Below are 15,369 nucleotides of genomic sequence, written 5' to 3'. Positions count from 1 at the left end.
TCCAAATAAGAGAAAGCCCGACTCGAAAGAGTCGGGCTTTTTTACGTCTGCAGAAAAGTGAAAATATTAGCCGTCAGCCGTCAGCCGTCAGCCGTCAGCTGCACAGCGTTAACCTGACCATCGTAGCGTGGGTTGAATATCTCGAAACCCACGGATAAAAGAACACGAAGAACACGACAGAGGATGAGAGCGTAGCATTTGTTATGTGGCTCTCTCCATCGCTGTGGGCACTAAGACATTCTTCTGCGTAGCGCACCCACTCCAAATACAAGAAAGCCCGACTCGAAAGAGCCGGGCTTTTTTACGTCTGTAGAAAAGTGAAAAACAAATGTAAAAGGTTAAAGGTATTAGGCTAAAGGAAGATAATTGATCAGAGCCGATTCCAGGACATACTACTTTGCTGTCGCTTCGAAGTAGCACACCGACTCCAAATGTAAGAGAAGTGCAAAGCATCCGGCTTTAGGTAAAATAAGCCCTGCTTTACGCTGACCTCCTATTAACTTCTCTTGTATGGTTATTCTCGTTATATAAAATTAATAGCTCCTTAAATAAAGCCTTATAGATTACATAACTATGTTTTACTTGAAAAAGAATTTATAAAGCCCAAAATGAAATTAAGTATTCTTATTAAATTGAGCTGTTTATGTCATTACTACTAACTCCACCTAAGTGCGAGCAATTGACCTATTTGTCAAAACAAATAAAAGGGTATGAAGAACAAGCAGTCCATGCTACCGGCGCAGACCTTTACACGCTGATGCAGCGTGCCGCGGAGGCTGTTTTTTGCTGTTGGAAAACCTTTAATGCAAAACAAACGTTAGTTATTACAGGTAATGGAAATAATGCTGGAGATGGTTATGAGGTAGCTCGGTTAATCAAACAAGCAGATCGGCATGTAGTTGTTTGCGCGATTAATCCGAATAAAGCCTTATCCGGAGATGCAGCAAAAGCACAAAAGCAATGGATTGATTCCGGTGGTGAAATTTGTAACTTTAGCGCTGATGCACTCGATGAGTGTGATGTGATAATTGATGCATTACTCGGTACTGGTCTTGAGAATACGGTACGCGATAATGTTGCTGCTATTATTAAAGCGGTAAATGAAAGCACTAAACCAATACTGAGTATTGATGTGCCGTCAGGTATTAATGCAGATACAGGCTGTCCTCAAGGAACAGCCATTATGGCCACCAAAACAATGACATTAGTTGGGATAAAGCAAGGACTCACCACGACTAAAGGAAAGCAGCATGCCGGGCAGTTGTATTTCGACGAGTTAGGTATTGGCGAGCAATTTATGAAACTAGCCACCCCTTCTGCTCAGATTATCAATATAGACTGCTTTAAACCTTTGCCTGAGCGCTCAGTGAGTAGCCATAAAGGTAGTCATGGAAAATTATTATGTATAGGAGGAAACCACGGCTCTGCAGGAGCTATTAGATTAAGTGCTGAAAGTGGATTAAGGTCTGGTGCTGGAATGGTAAAAGTGTATACCCATGAACATGCCGTTTTACCTGTGAGCATCGGGCGACCAGAGCTTATGGTAACTAGTGAACACTTGGATGATGCCCTAGCATGGTCAACGTGTGTAGTTATCGGTCCAGGTTTAGGCCAAGATGAGTGGGCCCAAAAAACCTTTGATCAGGCAATCCGTTATTGCCAGCAAAACAATATCCCTACTGTTATTGATGCAGACGCCTTAAACTTATTAGCTAAGCAATCATCTTCTCATAAATTAAATAATACCGTGCTAACGCCTCATCCTGCAGAGGCTGCACGGTTATTAAACTTAACTACCTCTGAGGTTGAGTCTGATCGTTTTTATTATGCTCGACAATGTGCGATCAACTTCGCAGCGACCTCTATTTTAAAGGGCGCAGGTACGCTAATCGATAATACCGAGCATACTTGGATATGTGAAAATGGTAACCCTGGTTTGGCTGTAGGAGGAAGTGGTGATGTGCTTAGTGGTATAATTGGGGCGTTAATGGCTCAAGGATTAAATACCAGTGAGGCAGCATGTTATGGCGTTGTGTTACATGCAAAGGCGGGTGATAGAGCCTGTGAACAATCAGGGCAAAGAGGAATGTTAGCCAGTGACTTATTTGCGCATGTAAGAGCACTGATCAATCATAAATAGTAAAAGCAGCAGTGACTGGCTGTGCTAGCTAATGTCTTCGCTGCTTGTTTTGGCTACTATCTGTGAAGCTCACCAGCTCTTTCAGGCTGATAAGTAACTTCTTTGATGGTTACTGTTACTAATCCACCGCCAGGCTTTGGCCATTCAATTTGATCTCCTTGTGAAAGGCCAAGTAATGCACTACCTACAGGGGCTAAGATTGATATTTTGTCGCCAATTGAATCAATATTTTTTGGGTAAACAAGCGTTAAAGTAAACTCTTCGCCTGTAGATTCAACAACAAAGTTCACAGTTGAATTCATGGTTACCACGGTTGCGGGAACTTCGTGCGGCTCAACTATGCTGGCTCGTGCAAGTTCTGCTTCAAGTTCTTTTTCACCCGCAAAGCTGTTTGCAGGCAACGACTCCATCAGTGCATACAACCTATCTGCATCCAGCGATGAAATGATAATTTCAGGTTTTGTATTCAACTTAATATCCTTAATCATGTTAAATAAAATTTACTCTGGTATAGCTTGCAGGAACTCAGTTGCATTGGAATACACTGAGTTAATTTTATTGTTGTTTAGTGAATTTATTTTATCTCTATTGCTAAAAACCCAGCCGAAGCTGGGTTTTTATTTGAGCTAAGTGTTTAGGGGATGATTACATCATGCCGCCCATTCCACCCATGCCGCCCATATCAGGTGCACCAGCTGCTTCTTCTTTAGGAATTTCAGCAACCATAGCCTCTGTAGTGATCATTAGACCAGCAATCGATCCTGCAAATTGTAATGCAGAGCGCGTTACTTTCGTTGGATCTAGGATGCCCATTTCAATCATGTCGCTGTATTCGCCAGTGGCTGCATTGTAACCGTAGTTACCTTCTCCGCCTTTAACTGCGTTAATAACAACTGATGCTTCACCGCCTGCGTTTGTAACGATTTGACGAAGTGGTGCTTCCATCGCACGAAGTGCCACTTTAATACCGTGGTTTTGGTCTTCATTGTCGCCAAGTAGCTCAACTAGCTTGCTAGCAGCACGTACTAATGCAACACCACCACCTGGTACTACACCTTCTTCAACCGCTGCGCGAGTTGCATGTAATGCATCTTCAACACGGTCTTTTTTCTCTTTCATTTCAATTTCAGTAGCGGCACCTACTTTGATTACAGCAACACCGCCAGCTAACTTAGCCATGCGCTCTTGTAGCTTTTCTTTATCGTAGTCTGAAGTCGCTTCTTCAATTTGTGCTTTGATTTGAGCAACACGACCGTTGATACCGTCTTCTTCACCAGCACCATCAATGATTGTTGTATCATCTTTAGTGATTACTACGCGCTTAGCTGTACCTAAGTCTTCAACTGTTGCTTTTTCAAGTTCAAGGCCGATTTCTTCAGAAATTACAGTACCGCCAGTTAATACCGCGATATCCTGTAGCATTGCTTTACGACGATCGCCAAAGCCAGGTGCTTTAACCGCTGATACTTTTACAATACCACGCATGTTATTCACTACTAGTGTCGCTAACGCTTCACCTTCAAGGTCTTCTGCGATGATTAGTAGAGGCTTGCTTGCTTTTGCAACCGCTTCTAATGTTGGTAATAATTCACGGATGTTAGATATTTTTTTATCTACAAGTAAGATAAATGGGTTATCTAGTTCAACTGCGCCTTTTTCAGCGTTGTTGATGAAGTATGGAGATAAGTAACCACGGTCAAACTGCATGCCTTCTACAACATCTAGTTCGTTTTCAAGTGATTGACCTTCTTCAACCGTGATAACACCAGTATTACGGCCTACTTTTTCCATTGCATCAGCAATAATTTCACCAATCTCTTTATCAGAGTTAGCTGAAATAGTACCTACTTGTGCAATTGCTTTAGTATCAGAACATGGGACAGAAAGAGCTTTAAGTTCTGCTGTTGCAGCAATGATTGCTTTATCAATACCGCGCTTAAGATCCATTGGGTTCATACCCGCAGCAACCGCTTTAAGACCTTCGTTAACAATAGATTGAGCAAGCACGGTTGCGGTAGTGGTACCGTCACCAGCAGCATCATTGGCTTTAGACGCTACTTCTTTAACCATTTGTGCGCCCATGTTTTCAAACTTGTCTTCAAGTTCGATTTCTTTAGCTACAGAAACACCATCTTTAGTGATTACTGGAGAGCCAAATGATTTGTCTAGTACAACGTTGCGACCTTTAGGGCCCAATGTTACTTTTACTGCGTTTGCTAAAATGTTTACGCCAGTTAGCATTTTTGCACGTGCGTCGCCTGCAAACAGTACTTCTTTTGCTGCCATGTTTAATTTCCTCTAAATTCTTAAAATGTGTGTTAAACGAAAAGTAGGTTTAGCCTACAATGCCTAAAATATTATCTTCACGCATGATCAGGTATTCTTGACCTTCGATCTTTTCAGTTTTTTCAACATATGAGCCAAATAACACAGTGTCACCGGCTTTCACTTCTAACGCGCGAACGTCACCATTTTCTAAAACGCGACCATTACCTACGGCAACAACTTCTCCACGAGTTGATTTTTCAGCTGCAGAGCCAGTTAATACAATACCGCCAGCAGACTTGGTTTCTTCTTCTAGACGCTTGATGATTACGCGATCTTGTAAAGGACGAATGTTCATGTTTTTAGTTCTCCTAACAGTTTCTGAACAGTACAGAAAAAAGTGTATCTAATTTGTTTTCATTAATGGGGGTGGAGTGAAAAATTCCAAGAGAAAAAATGATAAATTTTTAATCTTTTCGCTCGTATTCACCATCTATAGTATTGGGGCGTTTTTCATCTTGTTCATGATGCATAGATTGATGAGGTTGTGAAAACTCTGAAGTACCCGTTTGGTGCATACTAGCGCTCATTCTCACCGTTGCTTGGCTGGCAAGCCCTGCGGCTAATTTGTTACGAATAGCTGGAGTAAGAAGCAGTAGGCCAAATACATCCGTCATAATGCCGGGTGTTAATAAAAGTACGCCAGCAATAATCACGCAGATACCGGTAAACAACTCTTTAGCGGGCATTTGCCCTTGTGCCATTTGCACTTGTACGTTTTGTAGTGCGCCCATTCCTTGCTGTTTCACCATTTTCGCACCCACAATCGCGGTTAGTACCACTAAAGCAATTGTTGCGAAGCCACCTATCACGTCACTAACCTGAATTAGTAAGGCAATTTCAATAATTGGGATGATGATAAACAGCAAAAATAAAATTCTAAACATAAGACTCTCTAAAAAAATGACACTTATTAATGTGCTAATGAAATATAAGTGAGGGTTGTCGGGTCTATTTTCAAGCTAATAAGAGTAAGTAATAAACTTTAATGTAAGTAAAGTTGCAGGTGGCGGGTCTAAATCAATTTACTGCAAAGACCCAAAATGTAGACAGAGTTCGTGTCTACACATTACACCCGCTATCAGCTACTATGGGGCTAGACCCCCGTAAACAAGTAAAGGTTCACTATGACAACGCAATTTAAACTTATTTTTACCACTTGCAAAGATAACGATGAAGCCCGTTTATTGGCTATGGCGCTAATAGAAAAGAAACTAGCCGCTTGTGTAAATATTTTACCGGCCATGAGTTCTATTTACATATGGGAAGGTGAAGTAGCTGAAGCAACTGAAGTAAAGCTGCTAATTAAAACAAAGGCTGACAAAATGAACGATGTATTTTTAACCTTAAAAGATCTTCACAGCTACGAAGTACCAGAAATACAAGTTGTTGATGTGGCAACGGGTAACTTGGCTTACTTTAATTGGATGGATGAGGTGCTTCATTAATGCGCTTTATTTTATTTTTTTTATTAGGCGTTTTAATGGCGCCTGCTTGGGCAACACAAAATACCCTTGAGGATTTTCTCAAACCTACTCAGCATACATTTTTACCGGTCAATGAAGCGTTTGTATTTGATTTTGACCAGCAAGGCAGCACGTTATTTGTTGGTTGGGATATCGCTGATGACTATTATTTATATAAAGATAAAATAGAAATTATTGCCAAAGGTGCCAGCATTGACGTGCCTGAGTTGGGCTCTGGTGAAGTTATTGAAGATGAGTTTTTTGGTAAAACTGAAGTGTTTTTTAATTCTCTCAGTATTATCAGCAAGCTGAGTAATGTGAGTGAAGATGGCGTTGTTAAGGTGCGTTATCAAGGTTGTGCAAAAGCAGGGCTGTGTTATCCACCTGAAATCATCAGCATTCCATTAAGTGTACTGGCAAGTGAAACTAATACTAATGAAAATACAGCAGCAAGTAGTGCATTTGCGGCACTTAGCCAACCTGTAGAAAAACCTGTTACTACAGCAACACCCGAGAAAGAGCTCACCTTTACAGAGCAGTTAGCCAGCCAAAGCTTAATGGTTAATTTAGCTATATTTTTTGCTGTGGGCGTAGGTTTGGCATTTACACCTTGTGTATTTCCGATGTTTCCTATTTTATCTAGCTTAATTGCGGGTCAAAAGAACCTGTCTACCAAAAAAGCATTTGCCCTATCATTTGTTTATATTCAAGGTATGGCGGTTACCTATGCCGCATTGGGGTTAGTGGTTGCTGCATTAGGCGGCCAAGTACAAGGTTACTTACAGCACCCATATGTATTGATAAGTTTTAGCTTATTGTTTGTGTTGTTGGCTATGTCGATGTTCGGTTGGTACGAAATAAAGTTACCTAGCGGCATGATGAACAAGCTAACCCAAGTGAGTAACAACCAAAAAGGCGGTAACTACATTGGGGTATTCCTGATGGGGGTTTTATCAGGGCTTATTGCATCACCTTGTACCACTGCGCCTTTATCAGCCGCATTATTATTTGTGGCACAAAGCGGCGATTACTTAGTGGGTGGACTAACGCTTTATGTACTTAGCCTAGGAATGGGTTTACCGTTGTTACTCCTTGGTACATCGGGAGGTAAGTTATTACCGAAAGCTGGCGGATGGATGGAACAAGTTAAAACCTTATTTGGTTTTATTATGTTAGTTGTGCCACTTATTTTGTTAGAGCGAATTATCGATATCGAGATAATTTTACTATTAGCAGGTCTATTAGCTATCGCCACAGCGCTTTATTTTCATCATTGGCAAAGCGCCCAAGCACAAGGTAAATTAAAAACCTTATTGTGGGTTATTGCTGTTTTATTAGTGCTTACGGGCTTTAATTTAACCAAAAATTATTTTTGGCCAACACAAAACGTGAGCTTGCAAACAACCACGCAAAGCAATGAGTTTAAGCACGTTGCTAACTTAGCCGAGTTGAAGCAAGCAGTTTCACAAGCAAATAGTGAGGGTCGTATGGTAATGGTGGACTTATACGCTGACTGGTGTGTAGCGTGTAAAGAGTTTGAGCATTACACATTTCCTGACCCGCAAGTGCAAAGTGAGTTTAGTCATTATCAACTGATTCAAATTGACTTAACCCAAAGCGATAATGAAACAATTGAGCTAATGGAAGCATATTCAGTGTTTGGTTTACCGAGTATTTTATTCTTCAATACTCAAGGTGAAGAGTTAAGTACACAACGTGTAACTGGCTTTTTAAATGCAGATGATTTTGCTAAGCACCTAGCTGCAGTGCGTGCCAGCGCTGAATAACCATTCTTTATGGCACAACATGATTGGTAATGTTGTGCCACTATTCTCCCCTTAAGATAGTCCCCGAAATAGAGATTAGACCAGTATTTTGCTGCTATTTACTTCGAAATCACTATAATAGTTGGTTAACGTGAGAAATTGTTGCTATCTTACTTTTTTCTGCTTACTTTTTAGAGAAAAACTAGTTGGTAACCGCTTAACTCATTACTTATAGGATATATCGCGTATTATGGCTGCAAAATTAAAGATTTTAGTTATAAATGGCCCAAATTTAAACATGCTAGGAAAGCGTGAACCTGATAAGTACGGTTCGCATTCTTTAGAGCATATTGTGAGCGAGTTAAACAGCGCTGCTAATAGTTTAGGTGTGGAGTTAACGCATTTTCAAAGTAATAGTGAACAAGCGCTCATTGAACGCATTCATGATGCTTGGCAAGCGGTTGATTACATAATAATTAACCCTGCAGCATTTACGCACACAAGCGTCGCATTACGTGATGCATTGCTAAGCGTTGATATTCCGTTTTTTGAAGTGCACTTAAGTAATGTGCATGCACGTGAAACGTTTCGCCATCATTCTTATTTTTCTGATGTGGCGCAAGGCGTTATTTGTGGATTAGGTGCAATGGGTTATCACGCTGCTTTAAATGCAGCAGTGAGCCGATTGCAAAACTCAAACTAAATTTAAACTAACAAACTAATAGGCGGGCCGTTTATGGATATTCGCAAGATCAAAAAACTAATTGAATTAGTAGAAGAATCAGGTATTGCAGAACTAGAAATCACTGAAGGTGAAGAATCAGTACGTATTAACCGTAATAACATGAGTGCCGGTCCTGCGTATGCGCAATTCGCACCTCAGCAATACGCCCCAGCAGCACCTGCTCCAGCCGCGGCTGCACCATCAGCACCTGCAGCCGTAGAGTCTGAAGCACCTGCAGGCCCTACAGGTCATCAAGTTAAATCACCTATGGTAGGTTCTTTTTATGCAGCAGCTTCTCCAGAAGCACCAGCATATGTTGAAGTGGGCTCTCAGGTTAAAGTTGGCGACACGCTATGTATCGTTGAAGCAATGAAAATGATGAACCAAATTGAGTCAGATAAAGCCGGTACAGTAAAAGCTATCTTAGTAGAAAACGGCGAGCCAGTAGAATTTGATCAACCTTTATTCATCATTGAATAATAGCGCAACGTAAAAGGCCAACTCTCATGTTAGATAAAGTAGTCATTGCAAACCGAGGTGAAATTGCACTTCGTATATTGCGCGCCTGCAAAGAGCTTGGGATCAAAACGGTTGCTGTGCATTCAACGGCGGATCGCGATCTTAAGCACGTATTACTAGCAGATGAAACCATCTGTATTGGTAAACCAGCAGCAACTGAAAGTTACTTAGACATTCCACGCATTATTGCCGCAGCAGAAATTACTGATGCGGTCGCTATCCATCCAGGTTATGGTTTTCTTGCTGAAAATGCAGACTTTGCAGACCAAGTTGAGCAAAGTGGCTTTGTATTTATCGGTCCTCGTGGCGATACTATTCGTCTAATGGGCGATAAAGTATCGGCAATCGAAGCGATGCGTAAAGCGGGTGTTCCATGTGTGCCAGGTTCTGATGGTCCGGTATCGGATGATAAAGAACGCAACATGCAAATTGCTAAGCGTATTGGTTACCCGGTAATTATTAAAGCAGCTGGCGGCGGCGGTGGTCGTGGTATGCGTGTTGTACGCAACGAGGCTGAGTTAATCAACTCGATTGCGCTTACGCAGCAAGAAGCTAAGCAGTTCTTTGGCAACAGCATGGTTTACATGGAAAAATTCCTTGAAAACCCACGCCACATTGAAGTGCAAGTATTGGCCGATGGTCAAGGTAACGCGGTTCATCTAGGTGAGCGTGATTGTTCAATGCAACGTCGCCACCAAAAAGTAGTTGAAGAAGCACCAGCACCAGGGATTACTGCAGAAGTACGTAAGTTCATTGGTGAGCGTTGTACACGTGCGTGTATCGAAATTGGTTATCGTGGTGCAGGTACGTTTGAGTTTTTATACGAAAACGGCGAGTTTTACTTCATTGAAATGAATACCCGTATTCAGGTTGAACACCCAGTGACTGAAATGGTTACCGGTGTGGATTTAATCAAAGAGCAGCTAAAAATTGCCGCTGGTCAGCCATTATCATTCACTCAAGACGACGTTGTTATTCGTGGCCACGCTATTGAGTGTCGTATTAATGCTGAAGACCCTGAAACCTTTATTCCATCACCAGGTAAGATTACTCGTTTTCATCCAGCTGGTGGTTTAGGTATTCGTTGGGACAGCCATATTTATGCTGATTACACGGTACCGCCACATTACGATTCTATGATTGGTAAGCTGATCACTTACGGTGAAAACCGTGATGTTGCTATTGCTCGCGCTCGTAATGCATTGAATGAGTTGGTAATCGACGGTATTAAAACGAATACGCCATTGCATAAACGCATTCTTGCAGATGAAAACTTCAAAAACGGTGGTACAAATATCCACTACCTTGAGAAGAAATTAGGGCTGTAAAGTCTATGCTAATTAAAAACCGGCTCAGGCCGGTTTTTTTATCTTTAAAAAAGAGGCAGTATCACCTTAAATAAATAATCTGGTATGATTAACAAATATGCGCTTTTCGTAAATTTTGAGGTAATCATGTCGTGTAGTTTTGATTTTCATTTAGTCGATGAAAATGCCACTGTTGCTATGGGTAATAAATTAGCTGCCATAATAGAACAGGGCGCAGTTATTTATTTGCATGGTGATTTGGGGGCCGGTAAAACGACATTTACTCGCGGTATAGTGCAAGGTTTTGGTCATACAGGTAAGGTTAAAAGTCCCACTTATACACTTGTTGAACCTTACGAGCTTGTGCGTGGCAATGTCTATCATTTTGACTTATACCGATTAGGTGACCCAGAAGAGCTTGAATTTATGGGAATTCGTGATTATTTTTCAGAAACGGCAACTTGTATTGTTGAGTGGCCGGAAAAAGGCGGAGAATTTATTCCTGTTCCCGATCTAAATGCTACGCTAAGTTATGTAGGTGATGAGCGTAAAATTGTTATTAACAGTGCGAGTGAGCGTGGTGTAGCAATTGTCGAAAAACTAAATAATAGATAATAAAATAGTTAAGGCAGTGATTATCAAAATGAGTCGTGGTTTAGTTAAACTTTTTATTTACCTCATGGTTTTTACAGTGAGCTTGCCATTGTGGGCGCAAAACACTATTAATAGTGTGCGTGTCTGGCCATCCCCTGATAGCACCCGGGTGGTGTTTGATCTCGACGATAAACCCGATTTCAGCTACTTTATGCTAAAAAATCCAAGCCGTTTAGTGGTTGATTTAGAAAACACTGATGAGTTGAAAACATTGCCAGGTGTGCCACCAAAACACCAAATTGTTAGTAAGTTACGTTACTCGAAACCTAAAAATAAACACAGCGTGCGTTTAGTGTTTGAATTAAATGGGCCAGTTAAACCGGTTATATTTGCATTAGCTCCCACAGGCCCTTATAAAAATAGATTGGTGGTCGATTTATACGATAAAAGCCAAGCTAAAGGTGCAATTACCCCTGCGCAAACGGCGGCTAAAAAACGCCAATTAAGCCAAGAGCGCGATATTGTAATTGCTATTGATGCAGGGCATGGCGGTGAAGACCCTGGATCCATTGGCCCGTCAGGCACTTACGAAAAAGACATTACACTGCAAATTGCCAAGCGTTTAGAGCGGATGATTGATGCTGAGCGAGGCATGATTTCGCGTATGGTTCGCAGTGGCGATTACTTTGTAAAACTCAATACACGTACCAACCGCGCACGTCAGAAAAAAGCAGACTTTTTTGTTTCTATTCATGCAGATGCGTTTACCAGCCCTGGGCCAAATGGTGCTTCTGTATGGGTGTTGTCGCTGCGACGTGCCAATTCAGAAATTGGTAAATGGATTGAGGATAAAGAAAAACACTCTGAGTTACTTGGCGGTGCTGCCGATGTAATTAAAGATGCTGCAAATGAAAAGTACTTAGCACAAGCCTTGCTTGATATGTCGATGGATCATTCCATGAAAACAGGGCTAAGTGTTGCAGATGAAGTGATAAAAGAATTAAAAAAAGTAGCAAAAATGCACAAAAAGGCACCGCAACATGCCAGCCTTGCAGTATTGAAGTCGCCAGATATTCCGTCTATTTTGGTTGAAACTGGGTTTATCTCTAATCCCCGTGAAGAACGACTACTAAAAAGCGCCAATCATCAAGAGCGTTTGGCAAAAGCGATGTTTACCTCAATTAAAAATTATTATTTACGCAACCCGCCTGACGACTCACTGTTTGCGTCATTAAAATCTCAATACCCGACAAAGCACAAGGTACGTCCGGGGGAGTCACTGAGTATGCTGGCAGGGCGATATGGGGTTAGTATTAGTAAAATAAAACAGGTTAATAAGCTCAGTTCAAATACGCTATTTATTGGCCAGGAACTTGATATTCCTCAGAGTTAATTTTAAAAGCGCACAACATTTAAGGTTTTTATGAGTATTGAAATATTACCTGCGCGCTTGGCAAACCAAATTGCGGCGGGTGAAGTTGTTGAGCGTCCCGCGTCGGTGGTTAAAGAGTTAGTAGAAAATAGCCTAGATGCAGGTGCGACACGTATTCAAATAGATATTGAACGCGGTGGTCATAAGCTGATTCGAATTCGTGATAATGGTTCAGGCATTGCAAAAGAGGAGCTCACATTAGCGCTTTCTCGCCATGCTACCAGTAAACTAAAGTCGCTCGATGACTTAGAAAATATTTGCTCTTTAGGCTTTAGAGGCGAAGCTCTCGCGTCTATTAGCTCGGTATCTCGCTTAACCTTAAGCTCTAAGCCTGAACAGCAAGAAGCCGCTTGGCAAGCCTTTGCACAAGGCAGAGATATGGCCGTAGAGGTAAAGCCTGTGGCACATCCCAGCGGTACCACAATTGAAGTAAAAGATTTATTTTTTAATACTCCAGCACGGCGTAAGTTTTTACGTACCGAAAAAACTGAGTTTAGCCATATTGATGAGCTTATAAAGCGGATTGCACTGAGTCGCTTTGACGTATCAATTACGTTAACCCATAACGAAAAAGTGGTGCGTCAGTATCGTCCTAAAACCGAACCTGCTCAAGCGATTACACGAGTTGCCCAAGTGGCGGGTAAAGCGTTTGCAGAACAGGGACTGCATATTCAATCAGGTGAAGCAGGGCTGCAACTACATGGTTGGGTGCTCCCAGTTGGCTCGGCTAACACTACACAGTACACCTATGTAAATAATCGTATGATGCGCGATAAACTTATTTTGCACGCTATTCGCCAAGCATTTGAAGAAGTCAGCGGTGAGCAAGAGTTACCCGGGTTTGTGATTTATATTGATATAGATCCACGTCAAGTGGATGTGAACGTACATCCGGCTAAACATGAGGTGCGCTTTCATCAAGGGCGCTTAGTACACGACTTTATTTTGCAAGCGATAAAACAAGTTGTTGTGCCCCTGCAAGCTGAGTTTTCAAGCTCCAGTGAAGCTAATGATAATAGCCCACCAGTGGCTGCATTTAATGCACACACTACTACCAGTAGTGAACCGTTTGATTACCCGAAGTCGTCATTACAGCCTAGTCGGTCATCTTCAGCGCATAGCACAACTTATAGTGGTGCAACTCAAGGTACAGGTAATCAACAAGGTGCTGAAAGTCGAAATTACCATGACGTAAATGCGTTTTATCAAGGTGTGAGTGAGCAGCAAGCACATCACTTTGATAATCCAGCACCATTTGTGCAATCAGATGAGACCCAAGTATCAGATACAGCGCTTCGTACTGTCGATATAATAACCATTGAACAGGGCGCTTGTGTGTTTAATGATGAGAACCAACTTTATTGTTCACACTTTAAATATGCGCTAGCGGATGATTGGCTTGCACAAATTAAAGAGCAAGGCAGCCTTGAGGGCAAAGCATTGTTATTACCCGTACGGGTCAATGTCTCAAAACAAGATATCGAACTGCTGGCTACGCAACAATCATGGTTTACTTTGCTTGGCTTTGAACTTTTAATTGAAAAACAATTTGTTATGGTTAAGAAGTTGCCTGTTTGCTTGTACTTACTTGACGTGAGTGCCGCAGTCGATGCCTTACTTGATGGGTGTAAAGTTCAGTTAGAAAGCATTGATCAGTGGCTAGCGTGGCAGGTAAATGTAATACCTACACGGTTCTATGCCAGTAAAGCCTTTGCAGTACAGCAAACTCGCTTACAAAATAATGCGCAAACAATTGAACGTTTACGTGAAAAAGCAGTTAAAATAGATCTAAAGTCTTATCTAGCGCAATTTAATTAGGGTATTCGTGTTGAGTAATTTACCGGTCATATTTTTAATGGGCCCCACCGCTGCTGGTAAAACAGCATTGGCAATTTCACTGTGTGAGCATTTAAATACTGAAATTATCAGCGTTGATTCGGCACTGGTTTATAAAGGTATGGATATTGGTACCGCTAAACCGGATGCCGACGAACTAGCACGTGCACCCCATCACCTAATTGATTTACTCGACCCAAGCGAAACCTATTCAGTAGCTGATTTTAGACGTGATGCGATAGAAAAAATTGATAAATTTCATCAACAAGGTAAAGTGCCTGTACTGGTTGGAGGTACAATGATGTACTTTAAAGCCCTTATTGATGGATTATCCCCTCTACCAGAGGCTGATGAGCAGATAAGAGCTGAGCTTGAAGTACAGGCGAAACAGTACGGTTGGCCACATTTATATCAAGAGCTATTAAAAGTAGATCCACAAGCTGCGAAAAAGATGAGTGAAAATGATTCACAACGAATTAATCGCGCTTTAGAGGTTTACCGTATAACAGGTAAAACAATGACTGAATTGCAAAAGCAAAAACAGCCACCTTTACCTTATACTTTTCATCAATTTGCTATTGCTCCAGATGATCGTAAAGAGTTACATCAGCGAATTGCAGAAAGGTTTAAAATAATGATTGAACAGGGGTTTGAAAAAGAAGTTTCGACCCTATATCTACGTGAGGATTTACATCCCAATATGCCTTCTATTCGTTGTGTAGGTTATAGACAGATGTGGGATTACCTTGCGGGTGAAATAGACCATGATGAAATGGTTTTTCGCGGTATTGCTGCCACTCGTCAATTGGCTAAGCGTCAATTAACGTGGTTAAGAAGTTGGCCTGACGTTACGTGGTTAACAACCGGTGATGAAGAAAACTTGCATCGTGTAGTAAGTTCGCTAAGCTAGTAGTAGCTGGACAAAATTTAGCTTTATTAAATTAGTTCAGCCACTTAATTATAATAACACCTAGAACGAAGGAATAATAACATGGCAAAAGGCCAATCGTTACAAGACCCATTTTTAAATGCATTACGCCGCGAGCGCATTCCAGTATCAATTTTTTTGGTAAATGGCATAAAATTACAAGGTAAAATTCAGTCATTTGACCAATTTGTAATTTTACTGGAAAACACTGTTAATCAAATGGTGTATAAACATGCAATTTCAACAGTTGTACCTGCACGCGCAGTCAACTTCCAAGGTGTACAGGGAAATGAAGACACTGAAGAAACTGAACCAGGAAACTTTTAAATTAG

General features: G+C 41.4%; 15 protein-coding genes. 11 read left to right on the top strand and 4 right to left on the bottom strand.

The features are described from left to right. The first annotated feature begins 643 nt into the window (after nt 1–643). Nucleotides 644–2,140 carry an NAD(P)H-hydrate dehydratase gene (locus CWB78_RS13980; RefSeq protein WP_138596109.1) on the top strand — a complete coding sequence of 499 codons (1,497 nt, stop codon included), beginning with the start codon at nt 644–646 and terminating at the stop codon, nt 2,138–2,140. A gap of 56 nt (nt 2,141–2,196) precedes the next feature. Here the strand turns inward: CWB78_RS13980 and rnk are convergent, their stop codons facing one another. The 4 genes from rnk to CWB78_RS13960 form a co-directional block, all read right to left on the bottom strand. Continuing rightward, nucleotides 2,197–2,610 (bottom strand): nucleoside diphosphate kinase regulator, encoded by a 414-nt coding sequence (rnk, locus tag CWB78_RS13975; protein WP_054202664.1) that lies wholly within the window; start codon nt 2,608–2,610, stop codon nt 2,197–2,199. A gap of 175 nt (nt 2,611–2,785) precedes the next feature. After that, nucleotides 2,786–4,426, bottom strand: a complete 1,641-nt coding sequence (gene groL, locus CWB78_RS13970; protein ID WP_138596107.1) for a chaperonin GroEL — start codon at nt 4,424–4,426, stop codon at nt 2,786–2,788. 49 nt (nt 4,427–4,475) lie between these two features. Next, a complete protein-coding gene (locus CWB78_RS13965) occupies nt 4,476–4,763 on the bottom strand; it encodes a co-chaperone GroES (protein ID WP_008113511.1) in 288 nt (95 codons plus the stop codon). Between the two features lie 109 nt (nt 4,764–4,872). Beyond that, the gene (locus CWB78_RS13960) at nt 4,873–5,352 is read right to left on the bottom strand and encodes an FxsA family protein (protein ID WP_138596106.1); all 480 of its coding nucleotides are present in this window, start codon (nt 5,350–5,352) and stop codon (nt 4,873–4,875) included. A 240-nt stretch (nt 5,353–5,592) separates the two neighbouring features. On the opposite strand from CWB78_RS13960, the gene cutA reads away from it, so the two are divergent. The 10 genes from cutA to hfq all read left to right on the top strand — a co-directional run bounded on the left by cutA (nt 5,593) and on the right by hfq (nt 15,364). Beyond that, nucleotides 5,593–5,913: a divalent-cation tolerance protein CutA gene (gene cutA / locus CWB78_RS13955; protein ID WP_010391672.1), complete on the top strand. Its 321-nt coding sequence runs from the start codon at nt 5,593–5,595 to the stop codon at nt 5,911–5,913. Next, nucleotides 5,913–7,718, top strand: coding sequence for a protein-disulfide reductase DsbD (locus CWB78_RS13950; RefSeq protein WP_138596104.1), 1,806 nt, complete (start codon nt 5,913–5,915; stop codon nt 7,716–7,718). Before cutA ends, CWB78_RS13950 begins: the two co-directional genes overlap by 1 nt. Nucleotides 7,719–7,947: 229 nt before the next feature. After that, nucleotides 7,948–8,400, top strand: coding sequence for a type II 3-dehydroquinate dehydratase (aroQ, locus tag CWB78_RS13945; protein WP_010391676.1), 453 nt, complete (start codon nt 7,948–7,950; stop codon nt 8,398–8,400). 33 nt (nt 8,401–8,433) lie between these two features. Next, entirely contained in the window at nt 8,434–8,901 is a 468-nt protein-coding gene (gene accB / locus CWB78_RS13940) for an acetyl-CoA carboxylase biotin carboxyl carrier protein (protein ID WP_054202660.1), read from the top strand. A gap of 26 nt (nt 8,902–8,927) precedes the next feature. Next, nucleotides 8,928–10,268 (top strand): acetyl-CoA carboxylase biotin carboxylase subunit, encoded by a 1,341-nt coding sequence (gene accC, locus CWB78_RS13935; protein WP_013466031.1) that lies wholly within the window; start codon nt 8,928–8,930, stop codon nt 10,266–10,268. 126 nt (nt 10,269–10,394) lie between these two features. Next, nucleotides 10,395–10,862 (top strand): tRNA (adenosine(37)-N6)-threonylcarbamoyltransferase complex ATPase subunit type 1 TsaE, encoded by a 468-nt coding sequence (gene tsaE / locus CWB78_RS13930; RefSeq protein WP_013466030.1) that lies wholly within the window; start codon nt 10,395–10,397, stop codon nt 10,860–10,862. A gap of 28 nt (nt 10,863–10,890) precedes the next feature. After that, the gene (locus CWB78_RS13925; protein ID WP_138596102.1) at nt 10,891–12,234 is read left to right on the top strand and encodes an N-acetylmuramoyl-L-alanine amidase; all 1,344 of its coding nucleotides are present in this window, start codon (nt 10,891–10,893) and stop codon (nt 12,232–12,234) included. A gap of 30 nt (nt 12,235–12,264) precedes the next feature. Then, a complete protein-coding gene (gene mutL / locus CWB78_RS13920; protein WP_138596100.1) occupies nt 12,265–14,091 on the top strand; it encodes a DNA mismatch repair endonuclease MutL in 1,827 nt (608 codons plus the stop codon). A 10-nt stretch (nt 14,092–14,101) separates the two neighbouring features. Further along, a complete protein-coding gene (miaA, locus tag CWB78_RS13915) occupies nt 14,102–15,019 on the top strand; it encodes a tRNA (adenosine(37)-N6)-dimethylallyltransferase MiaA (RefSeq protein ID WP_054202670.1) in 918 nt (305 codons plus the stop codon). Between the two features lie 81 nt (nt 15,020–15,100). Beyond that, the gene (gene hfq / locus CWB78_RS13910; RefSeq protein ID WP_008113494.1) at nt 15,101–15,364 is read left to right on the top strand and encodes an RNA chaperone Hfq; all 264 of its coding nucleotides are present in this window, start codon (nt 15,101–15,103) and stop codon (nt 15,362–15,364) included. Nucleotides 15,365–15,369 lie beyond the last annotated feature (5 nt).

Origin of the sequence: Pseudoalteromonas sp. S1612 (genome assembly GCF_005887175.1) — a bacterium.
Lineage (GTDB): Bacteria > Pseudomonadota > Gammaproteobacteria > Enterobacterales > Alteromonadaceae > Pseudoalteromonas > Pseudoalteromonas undina.
The sequence above is the reverse complement of the archived record's forward strand: the minus strand, read 5'-3'. Positions and strand labels throughout refer to the sequence as shown.

Excerpts from the sequence above, each read along its gene's own strand:
- CWB78_RS13980 (WP_138596109.1), top strand. The coding sequence starts at position 644 with ATGTCATTACTACTAACTCCACCTAAGTGCGAGCAATTGACCTATTTG.
- groL (WP_138596107.1), bottom strand. The coding sequence starts at position 4,426 with ATGGCAGCAAAAGAAGTACTGTTTGCAGGCGACGCACGTGCAAAAATG.
- CWB78_RS13965 (WP_008113511.1), bottom strand. The coding sequence starts at position 4,763 with ATGAACATTCGTCCTTTACAAGATCGCGTAATCATCAAGCGTCTAGAA.
- CWB78_RS13960 (WP_138596106.1), bottom strand. The coding sequence starts at position 5,352 with ATGTTTAGAATTTTATTTTTGCTGTTTATCATCATCCCAATTATTGAA.
- cutA (WP_010391672.1), top strand. The coding sequence starts at position 5,593 with ATGACAACGCAATTTAAACTTATTTTTACCACTTGCAAAGATAACGAT.
- CWB78_RS13950 (WP_138596104.1), top strand. The coding sequence starts at position 5,913 with ATGCGCTTTATTTTATTTTTTTTATTAGGCGTTTTAATGGCGCCTGCT.
- aroQ (WP_010391676.1), top strand. The coding sequence starts at position 7,948 with ATGGCTGCAAAATTAAAGATTTTAGTTATAAATGGCCCAAATTTAAAC.
- accB (WP_054202660.1), top strand. The coding sequence starts at position 8,434 with ATGGATATTCGCAAGATCAAAAAACTAATTGAATTAGTAGAAGAATCA.
- accC (WP_013466031.1), top strand. The coding sequence starts at position 8,928 with ATGTTAGATAAAGTAGTCATTGCAAACCGAGGTGAAATTGCACTTCGT.
- tsaE (WP_013466030.1), top strand. The coding sequence starts at position 10,395 with ATGTCGTGTAGTTTTGATTTTCATTTAGTCGATGAAAATGCCACTGTT.
- CWB78_RS13925 (WP_138596102.1), top strand. The coding sequence starts at position 10,891 with ATGAGTCGTGGTTTAGTTAAACTTTTTATTTACCTCATGGTTTTTACA.
- mutL (WP_138596100.1), top strand. The coding sequence starts at position 12,265 with ATGAGTATTGAAATATTACCTGCGCGCTTGGCAAACCAAATTGCGGCG.
- hfq (WP_008113494.1), top strand. The coding sequence starts at position 15,101 with ATGGCAAAAGGCCAATCGTTACAAGACCCATTTTTAAATGCATTACGC.